This is a genomic window from Arthrobacter sp. 18067, assembly GCF_902706295.1.
GTDB lineage: Bacteria > Actinomycetota > Actinomycetes > Actinomycetales > Micrococcaceae > Arthrobacter.
The window spans coordinates 57417-73121 of the sequence record NZ_CACSJJ010000008.1; the positions used below are offsets into that span (position 1 = coordinate 57417).

General features: G+C 64.5%; 14 protein-coding genes. 10 read left to right on the top strand and 4 right to left on the bottom strand.

Features of this window, described 5'->3' with window-relative positions; genetic code table 11:
- Nucleotides 1-2: 2 nt before the first annotated feature.
- Genes GVL04_RS09750 through fdxA form a run of 7 tightly spaced genes read left to right on the top strand, consistent with a single transcriptional unit; the run spans nucleotide 3 to nucleotide 7077 of the window.
- Entirely contained in the window at nucleotides 3-1385 is a 1383-nt protein-coding gene (locus tag GVL04_RS09750) for an FAD-dependent oxidoreductase (RefSeq protein ID WP_159703213.1), read from the top strand.
- Entirely contained in the window at nucleotides 1382-2641 is a 1260-nt protein-coding gene (locus GVL04_RS09755) for a CaiB/BaiF CoA-transferase family protein (protein WP_159703216.1), read from the top strand. The genes GVL04_RS09750 and GVL04_RS09755 overlap by 4 nt, the downstream gene beginning before the upstream one ends.
- Nucleotides 2638-3444 (top strand): enoyl-CoA hydratase-related protein, encoded by an 807-nt coding sequence (locus GVL04_RS09760; protein WP_159703218.1) that lies wholly within the window; start codon nucleotides 2638-2640, stop codon nucleotides 3442-3444. Before GVL04_RS09755 ends, GVL04_RS09760 begins: the two co-directional genes overlap by 4 nt.
- A gap of 47 nt (nucleotides 3445-3491) precedes the next feature.
- Entirely contained in the window at nucleotides 3492-4436 is a 945-nt protein-coding gene (locus GVL04_RS09765) for a dihydrodipicolinate synthase family protein (RefSeq protein WP_159703221.1), read from the top strand.
- Nucleotides 4436-5248 (top strand): SDR family oxidoreductase, encoded by an 813-nt coding sequence (locus GVL04_RS09770; RefSeq protein ID WP_159703224.1) that lies wholly within the window; start codon nucleotides 4436-4438, stop codon nucleotides 5246-5248. Before GVL04_RS09765 ends, GVL04_RS09770 begins: the two co-directional genes overlap by 1 nt.
- Nucleotides 5249-5274: 26 nt before the next feature.
- Nucleotides 5275-6750: an aldehyde dehydrogenase family protein gene (locus tag GVL04_RS09775; RefSeq protein WP_159703227.1), complete on the top strand. Its 1476-nt coding sequence runs from the start codon at nucleotides 5275-5277 to the stop codon at nucleotides 6748-6750.
- Nucleotides 6751-6756: 6 nt separating this feature from the next.
- Nucleotides 6757-7077, top strand: a complete 321-nt coding sequence (gene fdxA, locus GVL04_RS09780; protein ID WP_159703230.1) for a ferredoxin — start codon at nucleotides 6757-6759, stop codon at nucleotides 7075-7077.
- A 14-nt stretch (nucleotides 7078-7091) separates the two neighbouring features.
- Here fdxA and GVL04_RS09785 read toward each other — a convergent pair whose 3' ends face one another.
- The gene (locus GVL04_RS09785) at nucleotides 7092-7832 is read right to left on the bottom strand and encodes a response regulator transcription factor (RefSeq protein ID WP_159703233.1); all 741 of its coding nucleotides are present in this window, start codon (nucleotides 7830-7832) and stop codon (nucleotides 7092-7094) included.
- A 99-nt stretch (nucleotides 7833-7931) separates the two neighbouring features.
- Between GVL04_RS09785 and GVL04_RS09790 the strand changes: the two genes are divergently transcribed.
- On the top strand, nucleotides 7932-9602 hold the full coding sequence (locus GVL04_RS09790) for a PAS domain-containing sensor histidine kinase (RefSeq protein ID WP_159703236.1): 1671 nt from the start codon (nucleotides 7932-7934) through the stop codon (nucleotides 9600-9602).
- Nucleotides 9603-9606: 4 nt separating this feature from the next.
- Here the strand turns inward: GVL04_RS09790 and GVL04_RS09795 are convergent, their stop codons facing one another.
- The 3 genes from GVL04_RS09795 to GVL04_RS09805 all read right to left on the bottom strand — a co-directional run bounded on the left by GVL04_RS09795 (nucleotide 9607) and on the right by GVL04_RS09805 (nucleotide 13417).
- Nucleotides 9607-9846 (bottom strand): PLDc N-terminal domain-containing protein, encoded by a 240-nt coding sequence (locus GVL04_RS09795; RefSeq protein WP_159703239.1) that lies wholly within the window; start codon nucleotides 9844-9846, stop codon nucleotides 9607-9609.
- A 36-nt stretch (nucleotides 9847-9882) separates the two neighbouring features.
- A complete protein-coding gene (locus GVL04_RS09800; protein WP_159703242.1) occupies nucleotides 9883-11091 on the bottom strand; it encodes a restriction endonuclease in 1209 nt (402 codons plus the stop codon).
- Between the two features lie 91 nt (nucleotides 11092-11182).
- Nucleotides 11183-13417: an McrB family protein gene (locus GVL04_RS09805; RefSeq protein ID WP_159703245.1), complete on the bottom strand. Its 2235-nt coding sequence runs from the start codon at nucleotides 13415-13417 to the stop codon at nucleotides 11183-11185.
- Nucleotides 13418-13484: 67 nt separating this feature from the next.
- Between GVL04_RS09805 and GVL04_RS09810 the strand changes: the two genes are divergently transcribed.
- The gene (locus tag GVL04_RS09810) at nucleotides 13485-13772 is read left to right on the top strand and encodes a chorismate mutase (RefSeq protein ID WP_159703248.1); all 288 of its coding nucleotides are present in this window, start codon (nucleotides 13485-13487) and stop codon (nucleotides 13770-13772) included.
- A gap of 252 nt (nucleotides 13773-14024) precedes the next feature.
- Nucleotides 14025-15701: a peptidoglycan DD-metalloendopeptidase family protein gene (locus tag GVL04_RS24825; RefSeq protein WP_159703251.1), complete on the top strand. Its 1677-nt coding sequence runs from the start codon at nucleotides 14025-14027 to the stop codon at nucleotides 15699-15701.
- The last annotated feature ends 4 nt before the right edge of the window (nucleotides 15702-15705 follow it).

A 15705-nucleotide genomic window follows, 5' to 3' on the forward strand; every position in this document is an offset into this window, starting at 1 on the left:
CCATGAACTCGCTTGAACACAGCTCGTCCATCGAACTCAGCACCACGACGGCGGACCTCACCGCCCCGGTCATCTCACGCTCCAATGTCCTTGTGGTTGGTGGTGGTCCCGCCGGCGTGGCCGCTGCCGTCACCGCGGCCCGCTCCGGCGCCAAGGTCACCCTGCTGGAACGCTACTCATCCTTGGGAGGCCTGGCATCCGGCGGCATGGTCCTGGTCCTCGATGACATGATCAACGGCCAGGAGATCACCGTCACCGGCATCGTCTCCGAGTACGTGGAACGCCTGCAGAAACTGGGCTTGGCAATCGTCCCACCGGCCGATGACCGCAAGACCTCCGAGGAACTCTGGAACAAGTGGGGCCGCTACGGCACCTTCGACTTCCACTCCCACACCAATCCGAAGCCCATCTGCTACGCCGCGGCTTTCGATCCCGACGGCTGGAAGCGAGTTTCCAACGACCTCGTCCGCGAGGCAGGCGTGGACCTCCGCCTGCACTCCTGGTTCTCCCGCCCCATCGTGGACAACGGCGTGATCAAGGGCGTCATCTGCGAAACCAAGCTTGGCCCGCAGGCCTTCATGGCCGACGTCGTCATCGACACCACCGGTGACATCGACGTCGCCTCCCGTGCCGGCGCCAGCTACGCCAAGGACAACTACCTCACCACCCTCGTCTTCCGCCTGGGCAATGTGGACACCAACGCCGCAGAGGCCTTCGAACAGGCCAACCCCAAGGAAGCACGCGCCATCAACCGAAAAATCAAGCGCCTCCTTGGCGGCGCCTGGGAACTGTGGTGGCTCAAGACGCCCATCGACGGCGTGGTCTGGTGCAACGCCCCGCACATGTCAGGTTTCGACGGCGTCGATCCCGCCGACATGACTGCCGCGGAATTCGCCGCCCGCGACCGCATCTCCGAAGCCGTGGACTACGTCCGCGCCAACCTGCCGGGCTTCGAAAACTGCTACATGCTGGACGTCGCCTCCCAGATGGGCGTCCGCCAGACCCGGCTCCTGCAGGGCGAATACGTCATGACCAAGGACGATGTCACGCAGCGCCGCCACTTCGCGGACACTGTGGCCCGCGGCCGCGACTACTACTACCCATACCGCTCGCTCCTGCCCAAGGAAGTGGACCAGCTCCTGGTGGCCGGCCGCCACTACTCCGCAACACCGGAGGCGCAGAAAATGTCCCGCGAGATCCCGCCCTGCATGGCCATGGGCCAGGCCGTCGGCATCGCAGCCGCCCTCGCCGTGGAGAACAACCTCCTGGTCCGCGACGTCTCCGCGCTGGACATCCAGCAGGGAATGCGCCGCCACGGTGCAGACCCGGGCGACGTCCCGTCGTCGAACGCCACAGTCGACGCAACCGCAGCGGTGCCGGCATGAGCGCCGTGACTGTGGAACTCGAACAGACAGCGGACAGCACGACGGCGGCACTCGCCACCGGATCGCCCGCAACGGTGCCGCTCCCGCTGGACGGCATCAAGATCGTCGACTTCACGCAAGTGTTCATGGGCCCGTCCTGCACGCAGCTGCTGGGCGACTACGGTGCGGACATCATCAAGGTGGAACGCCCGGGCGCCGGTGATATCTCGCGCAACTCCTTCCCGGACCAGGACGGCCAGGACAACCCGATCTTCCTGTCCATCAACCGCAACAAGCGCAGCGTCTCCGTGGACACCCGCACCGAAGAAGGCCGCGAGGTCCTGCACAGGCTGCTGGCCGATGCAGACGTTGTGGTCAGCAACTTCCGCTCCGGCGTCATGGAACGCATGGGTTTCGGGTACGAGGAATTGAAGAGCACCAACCCCGGCATCATCTGGGCCTCCGGCACCGGATTCGGACCGGTTGGGCCTTACTCGCACAAGGGCGGCCAGGACGCGATCGCCCAGGCATACTCCGGTGTGATGTGGCGCAGGGAATCCGAGGACACCAAGCCGGCCATCTACCCCACCACCCTCTGCGACTACATCACCGGCATGCACCTCATGCAGGGCATCCTGCTGGCGTTACGCACCCGGGAAACCTCCGGGGTTGGCCAGCGCGTGGAGGTGACCATGTATGACTCCATGCTGCACCTGCAGATGCAGGAGGCGTGCATGCAGCTCAACCGCGGTTACGAGGTCAACTGGGGTGCCATGCCCCTGAGTGGCGTCTTCGAGACCACCGATGGTGCCGTGTGCATGGTGGGCGGCTTCACGCCGGACCCGCTGGCCCGGATCTCCGACGCCCTGGGCCTGGACGAGGACCTGACGCAGCGTCCGGAGTTCGCGTCGCTGGAGCAACAGTTCAAGAACAAGCCGGCTTTGCAGGCGATCTTCCGTGAGCACATCGCCACCAACTCCACCGAGTACTGGACGCACCAGCTCGAGGAGCAAGGGCTGCTCAACGCCCCGGTGCACACCTTGGAGCAGGCACTGGCGGATGCACAGACGGAAGCCAACGGCATGATCGTGGAAGCCGAACATCCCTCTGTAGGCACGGTCCGCATGCTGAACGCGCCCATCCGGCTCTCGGCAACGCCTCCCACCATCCGGCGTGCAGCGCCCCGCCTGGGCGAGCACAACGTGGAGGTCCTACTGGAGAACGGCTTCGATCGGGACACCATAGAACGCCTGCAGCAGCTGGGGGTCCTCCGATGACGGCTTCGGTACAGGAGCTCGTTGACACTGTCACTCTCACCATCGAGAACCACGTGGCAACGGTGGTTATCGATCGCCAGCACGTGCTCAACGCCGTCGATGCCACCGCCCAAGCCCGACTCAACGGGATCTGGGACCAGCTGGAGAGCGATCCATCAGTGCGTGCCGTGGTCATCACGGGCGCCGGATCCCGTGCTTTCTCGGTGGGCGCGGACATGTCTGCCTCCGCCGTGGACAAGACGGGCCTCGAATACTGGGCCGCACTGGATCCCAACGGCTTCGGCGGCCTCAGCCTGCGCACCACCCTCGACATCCCGGTGATCGCCCGAGTCAACGGCTACGCCCTGGGCGGCGGTATGGAGATGGTGCTCGGCGCAGACATCGTGGTGGCGGCCGATACCGCGAAGTTCGGCTTGACCGAGCCCCGCGTTGGGCGGTTGGCGCTCGACGGCGGCATCCACCAGTTGGTGCGGCGGATCCCGCACACGCAGGCCATGGGCATGCTGCTGACCGGTCGAAAAGCCGACGCCGCGGAAATGCACTCCATGGGACTCGTCAACGAGGTGGTTCCGGCTGAAGAGCTGGACGCCGCGGTGCAGCGCTGGGTGGACCACATCGTTGCCTGCGCCCCCACGTCGGTCCGGGCAGTGAAGCAGATGGTCACACAGACCACCCACCTCACGGCGAAGGAAGCCCGCGGCCTTCGGCTGCCGGCCCTCATGGCTGCCCTGGACAGCGAAGACTCAGCCGAAGGCGTCCGCGCTTTCCAGGAAAAGCGCACGCCCGTCTGGCCAGGGTGCTAGGCAATCCGTTTCCCGTACTTTGCGGTTCGCACTGAAAGGAACCAACCATGACTGAATCTTCCGCGCCCAAAAACCGAGAATCCCTACCGGCAGGCGTGTGGGGCGTTGTCGCTACACCGTTCCAAGGCAGCACCCTCGACGTGGACCTGGACAGTCTGGCCGGGCTTGTGGAGCACTACGAAGCCATCGGCGCCACCGGGCTCACCGTCCTGGGAGTCTTCGGCGAAGCAGCCGCGCTCACGGCCGAGGAACGCCGCGATGTCCTGGAAACCGTGGTCGAATGCACCTCACTCCCTTTGGTCGTTGGAGTGACCGCCCTGGCCACCCGCACTGCCATCGAGGAAGTACTTGCAGCAAAGGAAGTGGCCGGCAGCCGGCTCGCGGCCGTGATGGTGCAGGCCAACTCTGCCAGAGCCGAGATGGTGATTGCCCATCTGAATGCCATTCACCGCGCTACCGGCGCCAACGTTGTCCTGCAGGACTATCCACTGGCCAGCGGTGTCAGCATCGCCACGTCCGCGCTGATCTCCGTGGTCAACGCCTGCGAGTACGTCATCGCCGTCAAGGCCGAGGCACCGCCCACCAGCGTCGCGATCGCGGAGTTGAGTGCCGCCGTCGGGGTTTCCATCTTTGGTGGTCTTGGCGGGCAAGGGCTGCTGGACGAACTCATGGCCGGCGCCGCGGGAGCCATGACGGGTTTCTCCTACCCCGAAGCTTTGATCGCCTGCGTACGGGCGTGGCAACAGGACGGCTACGAGGCCGCCCAACGCGAGTTGTTGCCCTACCTGCCGCTGATCAACTTTGAGCAGCAGGCCAAGGTGGCGTTGGCCATCCGCAAGGAATGTCTGCGCGAGCGAGGCCTGATCAAGGACTCGGGCGTCCGGGCACCAGCGGCGGGCTTCCCCGAAAACCTGCGGACCAGCATGGGGACGCACCTTAGCGAAGCCGCTACAGCGCTGGAAACCGTAAAAACTGCAGTGGGGAGTTTCTGATGGACCTGGGAATCGCCGGCAAGACCGCATTGATTGCTGCGTCCACGGGTGGGCTGGGCCTGGCCGTGGCGCGTGCCCTGGCTGCCGAGGGAGTACGGGTGGCGATCGTTGGCCGCCGCAGGGACCGCGCCAAGGAGATCGCCGGTGAACTGCAGGCGGCGTACGGGACTGGCTCACTGGGTACCAGCGGCTTTGACGCCATCGCCATCGAGGCCGACCTCACCACCCCCGAAGGCATCGAGTCAGCAGTTGAACAAACCGTGGCGGACCTTGGGGCCATCGACATCCTGGTCCTCAACGGCCCCGGCCCCAAGCCCGGCGCCGCCGCGACCTTGGGCTCGGACGACATCGCTGCGGCCTTCGATCTCCTCGTCAAACCCCACCACGCCTTGGTATCGCACGTCCTTCCGGGCATGCGGGAACGGCGTTGGGGCCGCATCCTGGCCATCGGATCCAGCGGCGTCGTCGCTCCGCTGCCCAACCTTGCCGTCTCCAACACTGGACGGGCCGCCCTGGCCGGCTACCTCAAGACGCTCGCCGCCGAAGTGGCGTTGGATGAAGTCACCGTGAATCTCCTCCTTCCCGGCAGGATCGCCACCGACCGCGTCACCCAGCTTGACCAAGCCGCCGCCAAACGACGCGGCACCACGACGGAAGACATCCAACTCGAATCCCGCAAGACCATCCCCGCCCGCCGCTATGGAGAGCCCGCCGAGTTCGGTGCGGCTGCCGCGTTCCTGTGCAGCGCCCCGGCGTCGTACATCACCGGAGTCGCGCTCAGGTGCGACGGCGGCCTGATCCGCAGCCTCTAACCCCCCCTACTTTCAAAGGAAAAACAATGACGTCAACAGCCTTGGAAACCACCCTTGCCTTGAACGCCACCATCACCGCACAACACCTCATCAATGGCCAATGGCTGGGCGAGGCGAACACGCAGCGGATGAACCCGGCCCGTCCGGAAGAGCTCGCGGCCCTCTCCCCCAGCGGCTCAGCCCAGGACGTGGACGCTGCCATCACCGCCGCCACTGCGGCACAGCCCGGGTGGGCTGCCATGCCCGCGCCGTCGCGGGGCGCCATCCTCATCGCTGCCGGCAACCTCCTGATAGAACGCCAGGCAGCCATCGCCGAGGACCTGGTCCGCGAAGAAGGCAAGACCCTGGCCGAGGCCAAGGGCGAGGTCAAGCGCGCCTCCGACGTCCTGCGTTTCTTTGGCTCCCTCGGCTGGGCCGCTGCCGGTGAGGTCCTGCCCAGCGGCTTGCCGGACACCACCATCACTACCCGCCGCGAGCCGCTGGGCGTCATTGGGCTGATTACCCCGTGGAACTTCCCCATCGCCATTCCGGCATGGAAGACCGCCCCGGCACTGATCAGCGGCAACACCGTGGTCATCAAGCCGGCGGAACTCACACCGTTGTCGGCAACCCACCTGGCCCGTGCACTCCAGGACGCCGGACTGCCTGCGGGCGTCTTCAACGTGGTGCACGGCAAGGGCCGCGTGGTGGGCGATGCCCTGGCCCGGGATCCGCGCATCGCCGGCATGTCCTTCACCGGTTCTACCAAAATCGGCCTCGGGCTGCAGGAAATCCTCAACGCCCGTCGTGCCCGGGTCCAACTGGAAATGGGCGGCAAGAACGGTGTCCTGGTCCTCGACGACGCCGATGCCCGCAAAGCCGCGCAGGTGGTGGCCGCAGGTGCTTTCGGCCTGACCGGACAGGCCTGCACGGCGACGTCCCGTGTCTACGTGACGCCGGGCATCCGCGCTGCGTTCCTGGAAGCACTGGTCCAGGAGGCTGCGGCCTACAGCACCGGCGACGGTCTTGACCCGGATGCCCGCATGGGCGCCGTGGTGAGCAGGCAGCAATTCGGGCAGGACCAGGCCGCGGTGCGTACCGCCGTCGAACGCGGCGCAACGCTCCTGCATGGAAGCTACGACGGCGACCCGAACGGCCCGCTGTTCTTCCCGGCCGCGGTACTCACGGACCTGCCAATGGACGACGCAGCGGTAACGGAGGAGATCTTCGGGCCGGTGGTTGCGGTACTTGAGGTGCCCGATTACGAGGCCGGCCTCGCTGCCATCAACGATTCCCGCTACGGCCTCACCGCCGGCATCTGCACGGACTCGCTGGCCCTCGCAACGGACTTCGCTGCAAGGGCGCAGGCCGGTGTGGTCAAAGTGAACCGCCCCACCGCGGGGCTGGACCTCAACGTGCCTTTCGGTGGCGTGAAGGACTCCTCAACAAATACATTCCGCGAGCAAGGCAGGTCCGCCCTGGACTTCTACACCTGGGGCAAGACCGTCTACACGGGTGTGTAGCGCGCCATGAGCTATGTGATCGCCCAGCCCTGCGTAGACGTGAAGGACAAGGCATGCATTGAGGAATGCCCGGTGGATTGCATCTACGAGGGCGATCGCTCGCTCTACATCCACCCGTCCGAGTGCGTGGACTGCGGTGCGTGCGATCCCGTGTGCCCCGTGGAAGCGATCTACTTCGCGGACGACGTCCCGGATGAGTGGGCGGACTACGTCCGGGCGAACGCGGAGTTCTTCGAGGAACTGGGCTCGCCGCAGGGTGCTGGCGAGCTGGGCAATCTGGGCCGCGACCACCCGGTGGTCGCGGCGGAGCCCCTGCGTGTGGTTTAACTGTTGCGTGTCACCTAGTTGCTTGAGGCGGGCGCGAGCCTGTAACCGACGCCGCGGACCGTCTCAAGCCAGCGGGGCGCCTGGATGCTGTCGCCCAGCTTCTTCCGCAGGTTCCCCATATGCACCTCAACGGCGCGTTCGTCGGCGTCGCTGACGTAACTTCCGACGTCGTACGGTTCGTTGCGGAGGCGACGGGCGAGGTCTGCCTTGGTCCGCACAATCCGCCCGGTCTCCAGCAAGGCAAGCAGGAGGTCGAATTCGGTCCGGGTGAGTTTCAGCTCGGCGCCGTTCAGGACGGCGGTGCGGGAGCCAGCCGAGACGGCCAAGCCGTTGTGGCTCACCTCGGGGTCCGCGGCTTCGGGGACGCTCCTGGAGTCCGACGACGCGCGGGGCCTTCGCATCATGGCCTCGACACGGGCGCGCAGTTCGCGGGGTCGGAACGGCTTGGTCAGGTAGTCGTCGCCACCGGCCTCCAGACCCATGAGGGTATCGAGTTCCTCGGCGCGTGCCGTCAACATAATGATGTAGGCGTCGGAGGATTTGCGGATCTGGCGTGCGACTTCAAAGCCGTCGATGTCGGGTAGGCCCAGGTCCAACGTAATGACGTCCGGATTCAGTTCACGGGCCGACGTCACACCTGCAGATCCGGTGGACGCAGTGTGCACATCAAACCCCGCCTGGGATAGGACCACACGTACTAATTCCCGAATATCCTGGTCATCTTCAATGACCAGCCCCACACGAACTTCACTCATCGCTGCCCCTCAGCCCCTTCGATAACCTCAGAAGTATATCCATTATGGTTAGGCTGATCTCATGAACCGACTTTCTTCTGCATCCGTGGTGGATGTGCCATGACCCACCCTTCGACTTGGGATATTGGTGAAAAGAAGAAACTCTTGGTTTTCCAACGCTCGTTCCACGAACATACCCTGCGTATGCGTGTTGTCCTCAGCCAACTGCCGTTGTCGGTATGTGTTTGTATTTCCGCCATCCTGGTTTGGCTGTTTTTCCCGGCCACGCTGGAAAATCCGCAGTTCCTGATATTCCTGTTGAGTCAGGCATTCCTCCTTGCCCTGTGCGTCATTGTGCCTTGGCATCGGCTGCCCTTTGCCAGCTTCCTGGTGATCCCCATCCTGGATATGTTCTCCATAGCGTTCGGACGCGAGGGAGGGCAGGAAGCGCTCACGGGCCTCAGCGTCCTGGTGGTCCTTCCAGTTATTTGGCTGTGTGCCTCGGGCCTCTATCCAAAGCTGGCCATCGCCTTATCCTTCATTGGGCCCCTCGGCATTGTCTGGGTTCCTTTGTTTATCCGGGGTGATGTGACCGAACAGGCCCTCACCAAGCCTCTCCTTTTCCCCATCCTCATTCTCGGGATCGGAGTTTCCGTCAGCGTCCTGACCCTGAGCATGGTGCGCCAGCAACGTGCCATGGAGGAAAAGGACGAGGCACTCAAGGAAGCACTGGGTGTCAGCACCAAGCAGGAACGGCTCCTGAATACCGTTATGGAGGCCCTGCCTCTGGGGGTCGTGGCCGTGGATGGCGACGGGCACGACATCCTCATGAACCGCCGCCAACGCCAAACCCACACGTTGGCCACTCCCCCGGACAACGCGGACCCCAACGAGTCCCAATTGCTGATCTTCGACACGGACCGGACCACTCCGTTGGCCACGGACCGCCGTCCTGTGCGCCGAGCCGTCCTGGGCGAACGGTTCACCGACCAGCTGGTGTGGCTCGGAGCAGGACAGGAGCAGCGCGCCTTCACCGCCAGCGCACGTCCCATGGCGGACGACGCCGGGAAGTTCGCTGGCTCCGTGGTGGTCTTCAGCGACGTGACGGAGCTGGTTAACGCGCTGGCAGCCAAGGACGACTTCGTTGCCAACGTGTCCCATGAGTTCCGCACACCGTTAACGTCCATCCTGGGCTACGTGGAACTGATCATGGACGATCCCGACGCTTTGGATGCGCGGGGCCGCAAGCAACTCGACATCGTCCGGCGCAACGCCGAGCGACTGCTCACCCTCGTTTCCGATCTTCTGGCCGTGCGCTCAGGCCACATCGTCATCCAGCCGCACGCGGTGGACGTTGCCGAACTGGTGCGTGGCAGCGTCAACTCCGCCGAACCACGCGCAGCCAAGGCCGGCATCCGGCTCTCCATGGATATTCCCGAAGCATTGGAAGCCCACGTTGATTCTTCCCGCATTGCCCAGGTGCTGGACAACCTGGTGTCCAATGCGATCAAGTACTCACCCGACGGCGGCGACGTGGAAGTAGCTGCCTGGGAGGACCAGGACTACGTGTTCTGCCGGGTCACCGACACTGGCATGGGCATGAACGAAGAGGAGCAGGCCGAGGCTTTCACCAAGTTCTTCCGTGCCGGCGGCGTCCGTAACAGCACCATCCCCGGCGTCGGCCTTGGGCTGCCCATCAGCAAGGCAATCGTTGAAGCCCACGGCGGCACCATCACGCTTACCAGCGAACCGGGCAGGGGCACCACCTTTACGGTGAAAATGCCAGCCTGAGTGGTTAGTTCTTGAGCCCTGCTGCATCCCGACGGCGGCCGAACAGGAAGTAGCTGACCGGGCCGAAGAAGTTGATGAAGGACACTGCGCGCCAGACTGCCTTCTTGCCCCTGATGTTTGAGTCCGGGGTTTTGGCGATGCTGCGCTGCGCGGCCACCAGCAGGGCCAGGTTCAACACTCCGCTGACCACGACTGAAATGCGTTGAGCTTGACTCATGTCGCGCCACGATTTCTTGCCGGCCATGATGCCTCCTTATCGCCGAACGGTTTATGTCTCAGGCTAGTCCGACGCCGACCGGCCCGCTACGGCCTGGCGTACTACTTCGCCCCACGATTGCTCAGCGAGGTCGGCCACGGCCGCAAGAATCTCCGACGGCGGCAGCGCGAGGTCCAGCGGGTATTCCACAATGTCGATGTCCGTGTTGAGGATTCTACGAAGCTTCACTTCCCCGGCACCTGCGTAGACCAGCCAAGCTGTGGGAACCCGGAGCGCAGTGCAGTACGCCAGCAGCTGATAATGGTCGGCACCGAGCGAGGCGCCGGCGTCGGAGGCTGCTTTGTATTTGGAGTCGTAGACCACCACGGGGCGGCCGCCAAGGAAGTGCACTGCGTCGGGGCGGACCGTCAGACGGTCTGAGTCATTGACTGCCTCGTTCAGGAGGGCTCCATAGTGGAGGCGCATCTCCCCGGGATGGGCGGCCATGGCCCCGCGCAGTGCGGTCCCCACGAACTCCTCAAACACCTTGGCCATGTCCACCACGAAGGACGCCGTTTGTTGCTTGCCCTCGCCCGCCTCGGCGGAGGCATTGCGCAGGATCACTTCGGACAGCCTCAGCACGGGGTGGTACCGGAGGTTCATTCGGCTGGCCCGCCACGGCGGCAGCGGCGCTCCGGACTGAAGCCGTGTGACGGCGTCGAGCTTTCCCTTGAGCTGCCGCAGTGGGATCAGGACGTCGGGCCGCACCCCGGGCACCTTTCCCATCCGCTCCAACGCGGCACGCAGAATGCGGTTCTCGGCGATGTCCTCGGTGAATTCGTCGTAGGACACCTCCAGGGGCACCATCATTCCCGGGCGGCGGGAGATCTGGTCCGAGATCCGAATCCGGCCTTTGACGGTCCGCAGCGATTCCTCCACCGTCAAGTAGCCCTGCAGGACTCCGCGGCTGAGGGCCCGGTCCGCCAACTGCGCCAGGGATTCAGCCAGGGCACTCCACAGGTCCGGATGCTCCACGGCTTCCACCGAATGGTCGCGGAAACCCTGTTCCCCGGCGTAGCTCAGAAGGAACAGCAGCCGGCTCAGGCCAAGGCGGTCCTTGGGCCGGACTTCCAGTTGCACTGTGGGAGTGCGGACGGAGCCTACTTTGCCCACTGGCTCGATCCTGTAGAGGCCCATGCCCATGGGAGAGGCCTTGGCCAGGCCGCTGGCATTGAGGAACGCTGCAGATTCGGGATCGAGCTTGTCCACCACGCCGCCGGACAGCTCGTCCATGACGATATGCCGGGGGCCCGTGACCCGGCCGGCGCTGGCAGGTGCCCGAGAAGCGCTGGCAGGCGCCCGGCCGGGCCGGGGTGGGATGGCTTTAGCGGGCTGCAAGACGTCCCAGTAACTGGTCCAGGCCGAAGCGCTCCTCCAGCTGTGCCCGGTTCAGCTGCCCGTGGTAGTGCTCCTCCAGCAACGGCATGAGCTCGTACTTCCAGATCCGGCGCAGGCCCGTCGGATTCTGGGCGGCGTTCTTCATGAAGTACGACGGCCCGATCATCAGGTCCCGGTCCCAGTCATCGATCGCGGCGTTGAGCGCATCCAGAAGGTCCGCGTTGAGCGTGTCCAGTCCCCGCGCCTCCAGGAACCGCCGCAGCGATCCCTTGACCGGTTCCACGTTGGGGTGCAGTTCGATGAACGCGAAACGGCGGCGGATGGCGGCGTCCATCATGGCGATGGAGCGGTCCGCCGTGTTCATGGTGCCAATGATGTAGAGGTTGTCAGGCAGGCTGAAAGGCTCGTTGGGGCTGTACTGCAGGTAGATCCGGTCGTCCCTGTACTCCAGCAGGAAGTAGAGCTCGCCGAACACCTTGGCCAGGTTGGCGCGGTTCATTTCGTCGATGATCAGGAAGTACGGCTTGTGCGCGTTTTCCGGCTTGGCGGCTTCCTCGGCGAGCCGTCGCAGCGGCCCGGCGACGAGCTTGAAGGACACCTGGCCGTCGTCGGTCTTGTCCGGCCGGTAGCCCTCAAAGAAGTCCTCATAGGCGTAGGACGGGTGGAACTGGACCAGCTTCACGCGTTCGTCGGTATGATCGCCGGCCAGTTCGGCGGCGAGGTGCTTGGCAAGGTAGGTCTTGCCGGTGCCCGGAGGACCATAAAGAACCAGCTGCCGGTTCTCCTCGAGTAGTTCCGCGATCTCCGTGAGTGGCTCGAGGTCCATGTGAAGGGACGCTGCGAACTCCTCGGTCAGGGGCCGGAAGCCTTGCTGGACAACCTCGACGACGGCGGTGGGCGGGGCCTCGTCCTCGCCGTCAGTTTCAGCTTCTACCGGGAGCAGTTCCTGCAGTGCCTGGATGACCCTGGTGACATCCACCAGGATGCCGGGGGTAGAGAGCTGCCGCTGGGCGTGGCGGGGAAGCTCGGGAATGGCATAGCTGTCATCGAACCAGCGGACCTTGCGGCGGATCCGACGGTTGTCCTCGTGATGTTCGGGCTCGCCGAGGACCACGCCGACCCGTACCCGTCCGGCGTGCTGGTAGAGCGTGAGGTCGCCGGGCTTCATCACCGTGAGGAAGGCGAAGACGGCTGTCTTGGTGTCCTCCCGCTCCACGTAGCCAAGGTGCTTGTAATCCTCGTCCACTGCATGCTGAACCACTCCTGCCGTGACGCCTGCGGTCAGCGTGCGCAGGTGCTCCACGTCCAGGGTGGCCTTTTCTTCGGCGACCCAGGCCGCCAGGAGGTCCGCATTGTCGTGATGCGTGCGCAGGAGCCAGGAACGACGGCCCGGGTCTCCCACCTTGCGCCACTGGCTCACCAGTTGGCGGGCGTACCAGTCGATGCGCTGCCCGGCCTGCTCGTCCAGGTGCAGGCGGATGCGGTGGATGTCCGCCGTGATGTCTTCATCCGAGTCACCCTTGGCGCCGCCCACAAGCGAAGCAAAAGCGTCCCGGATCTCTTGGCGTTCCACATCCGCCACCACGGGTTCGAAGTAGCTGGGCCACACCAGGTACTCGATGCTGCGGCGCAGGGCGGGCTGGTCCTCGGGCGTTGCCGCCGCGAGCTCATGGAATTTCAGGGGGTCCGCGAGCGCCTGGTTGATGGCGTCGGTGTTTTGGCTGTCCACATGGGCCACAAATCGGCACAACCACTTCAAGTGGTCCCAGATGGTCCAGTTGAATTCGGCAGTGCGGTCGCGGATGACTCCGTGGTCCGTCATGCCCTCGTAGAGTTCATCCGGCAGGTCAATAGGCGGCTCAACCCAGGACGCTGCTTCGGCAACGCGGGCGCGCTTCACCCTGAGTGACTTGACCTCATGGGCGAGCGGCAGCGACTGCAGGAACAGCAATTCCACGGCAAGCAGCTTGGCTTCCCTGGACGCGCCGTCCAGGTTCTGCCGGAGGTTGGTCATCATGGGCGCTTTGGAGTCCTCAACCCCGCGCTCAAGCCTTTCCAGCAACTCTCCGGCGGCATCCGCGGTCCACGTCAAGGTCCCGCCGTCCAGCGCCGAAGGTCTCCCCTGCAGCGCCGGACCGAGCACATACCAAGCCGCGTCCTCGATCTCCTTGGAGACTCCGGGGGCGCGGTCAATGGCAGGTTTCACGGAGGGAATCACCATGCCAACTTACCTTGTTTGGCTTACCTAAGCATCCGGATATCCACAGGGCCTGAGTAGGGTTGGTGGGATGAAGAGCCTGGACATTGAGAGTATTCGCGCGGAGATCGATGAATTGGATCGGGAGATCGTGGGGCTTGTTTCCCGGCGGCAACACTGGGTAGAGGAGGCCGGCAAGCTCAAGGCGGATCGGGCCGCCGTCCGGGCGCCTGAACGAGTCGAAAAGGTCATTGCAAAGGTACGGGCAATCGCTGAGGAGTCCGGGGCGGCACCGGATGTGGTCGAGCGAATGTACCGGGCCATGATCGCGGCGTTTATCGACCTGGAATTGTCAATCCACCAGCAGCACAAACCTTGACCATCTCACCGGCCAGAGGTATGTTTACGTTGACATGATGTTCACGTAAACATGAACGGAATAAGACAGTGTCGTCGACCTCCAACTTATTGGCTGGGCCACTGCCAGCCCTTCATGATGAGCGCCGTGAATACCGGCCAGCTTGATCAAGGACGCGGCGCGGGGACCACCTCCCACGTTCCTCGCCCTAAGCCGTGGAAAGGGATCCGGTTACCCCTGGCAGTCCTGTCCGCGGCAACCTTGATAGGAAGCTTGCATCCAAGCGGCGTCCAGACGCTGCCCCCAGCCACGGAGCGAGTCCAGGCCCAGGCCGTCGCCCCTGCCCCTCCAGGAGCCATCGGTTCTTCGAACGAACCGGCATCCCCGGCCGCAAGCGTATCCACCAAGGCCACCCCGGCAGCCTTCGCACCCACGAATGCTTTAGCGGCCACGCCCTGTCAGCGAACAGCCGCCGCAGGCGGAAGCCTCCCCGCCGTCGGTGCCGTTTCAGACGTCCAACTCCGGAATGCTTCGGCGATTGTGGCGGCGGCGGACAAGTTGGCGCTTCCGATCGATGCCCGGATCCTCGGCGTCCAAGCCGCGCTCGGCGAATCGTCCCTTGAAAGCAAGGATTACGGAGACGCCGCGGGGCCGGACTCGAGGGGCCTGTTCCAGCAGCGCGCCAACGGAGCATGGGCCTCCTACTCCGATCGTATGGATCCTTTTGTCAGCGCGACCAGCTTCTTCGTGGCACTGAAAGACATCAAGGACTGGCAACTCCTGCCTTCCAGCATCGCCATCCACCGTGTGCAGCGGAACCAGGATCCAGACCACTACACCAAGTACCGGCAGTTGGCCCAGGAGATCGTGGGCCTGGTGGACGCCCAAGGTATTACAGCCTGCTCCACCGGCCGCGGCTCCTGGATCGCAACCGTGGGCGTCAGCGCCGGCCGACAAGCGCGGCCAGGCCCAGGAACCCTGATATCTCCGCTTGGGAAGTTGCATCCGAGTTCACCTTTCGGGCCCCGCACCAACCCGGTCACGGGTTCGGCAGGAGAATTCCATACGGGGCAGGACTACGCCGCGGCCTGTGGCACACCGGTGCATTCTGCCGATGAGGGAACCGTGCGCGAGGTCGGTTGGCACCCCTGGGGTGGAGGAAACCGGGTGGAAATCGACCACGGTAACGGCCTGGTCACTACCTACAACCACATGCAGTCCGTCGCGGTGCGCAAGGGAGAAATGGTCTCAGCTTCCGACGTCGTCGGGTTGGTCGGTTCCACCGGTTCTTCCACCGGGTGCCATCTGCACTTTGAAACAATCATGAACGGAACACTGACCGATCCATCAGCATGGACCCTGGTGCCCCTGACACTCGAGACTTCCGTCGATGCCCTGCTACTGACGAGCTTCACACCGCAAACAGGTACGACGCCGGCCTGGAACCTGCCGCTGTGGACGTTCACTACCGCTCTTGGGGACCAGGAGGCACCTGCCGCCGAACCCCCGACACTATCGACACCGCCGACACCTTCCGTCACAGCAACAACTGAACCGACTGCGGAAGCCGTGGCATCGCCTCCGCCTGTGCCAGCAGCAACAGCACCTGCCGCACCTACGCCGACGCCCACCTCACCGCCAACTACAGAACCGACGCCAGCACCAACAGCACCGGCCGCACCAACAACGGAACCTACTGCGGAAGCCGTGGTGTCGCCTGAACCGACACCAACGCCCACCGCACCTGCCGCACCAACGCCGACGCCCACCACAGCGCCAACCACAGACACTGCCCCGCCTGTCGTGCTGCCGAGCACGGCACCCGTTGTACCAACAACTGAACCTACTGCGGAAGCCGTGGTATCGCCTGAACCGACACCAACGCCCACAGCACCTGCCCCCGCCACTACTGCGCCGGCGTCGTCTGCATCCATGGTCGCCGTGCCGTAGGCGA

Coding starts and splice junctions, on each gene's coding strand:
- GVL04_RS09760 (WP_159703218.1), top strand. CDS start 2,638: ATGACGGCTTCGGTACAGGAGCTCGTTGACACTGTCACTCTCACCATC.
- GVL04_RS09795 (WP_159703239.1), bottom strand. CDS start 9,846: ATGGCCGGCAAGAAATCGTGGCGCGACATGAGTCAAGCTCAACGCATT.
- fdxA (WP_159703230.1), top strand. CDS start 6,757: ATGAGCTATGTGATCGCCCAGCCCTGCGTAGACGTGAAGGACAAGGCA.
- GVL04_RS09770 (WP_159703224.1), top strand. CDS start 4,436: ATGGACCTGGGAATCGCCGGCAAGACCGCATTGATTGCTGCGTCCACG.
- GVL04_RS09765 (WP_159703221.1), top strand. CDS start 3,492: ATGACTGAATCTTCCGCGCCCAAAAACCGAGAATCCCTACCGGCAGGC.
- GVL04_RS09755 (WP_159703216.1), top strand. CDS start 1,382: ATGAGCGCCGTGACTGTGGAACTCGAACAGACAGCGGACAGCACGACG.
- GVL04_RS09785 (WP_159703233.1), bottom strand. CDS start 7,832: ATGAGTGAAGTTCGTGTGGGGCTGGTCATTGAAGATGACCAGGATATT.
- GVL04_RS09790 (WP_159703236.1), top strand. CDS start 7,932: ATGACCCACCCTTCGACTTGGGATATTGGTGAAAAGAAGAAACTCTTG.
- GVL04_RS09775 (WP_159703227.1), top strand. CDS start 5,275: ATGACGTCAACAGCCTTGGAAACCACCCTTGCCTTGAACGCCACCATC.
- GVL04_RS09805 (WP_159703245.1), bottom strand. CDS start 13,417: ATGGTGATTCCCTCCGTGAAACCTGCCATTGACCGCGCCCCCGGAGTC.
- GVL04_RS09800 (WP_159703242.1), bottom strand. CDS start 11,091: ATGGACGAGCTGTCCGGCGGCGTGGTGGACAAGCTCGATCCCGAATCT.
- GVL04_RS09810 (WP_159703248.1), top strand. CDS start 13,485: ATGAAGAGCCTGGACATTGAGAGTATTCGCGCGGAGATCGATGAATTG.
- GVL04_RS09750 (WP_159703213.1), top strand. CDS start 3: ATGAACTCGCTTGAACACAGCTCGTCCATCGAACTCAGCACCACGACG.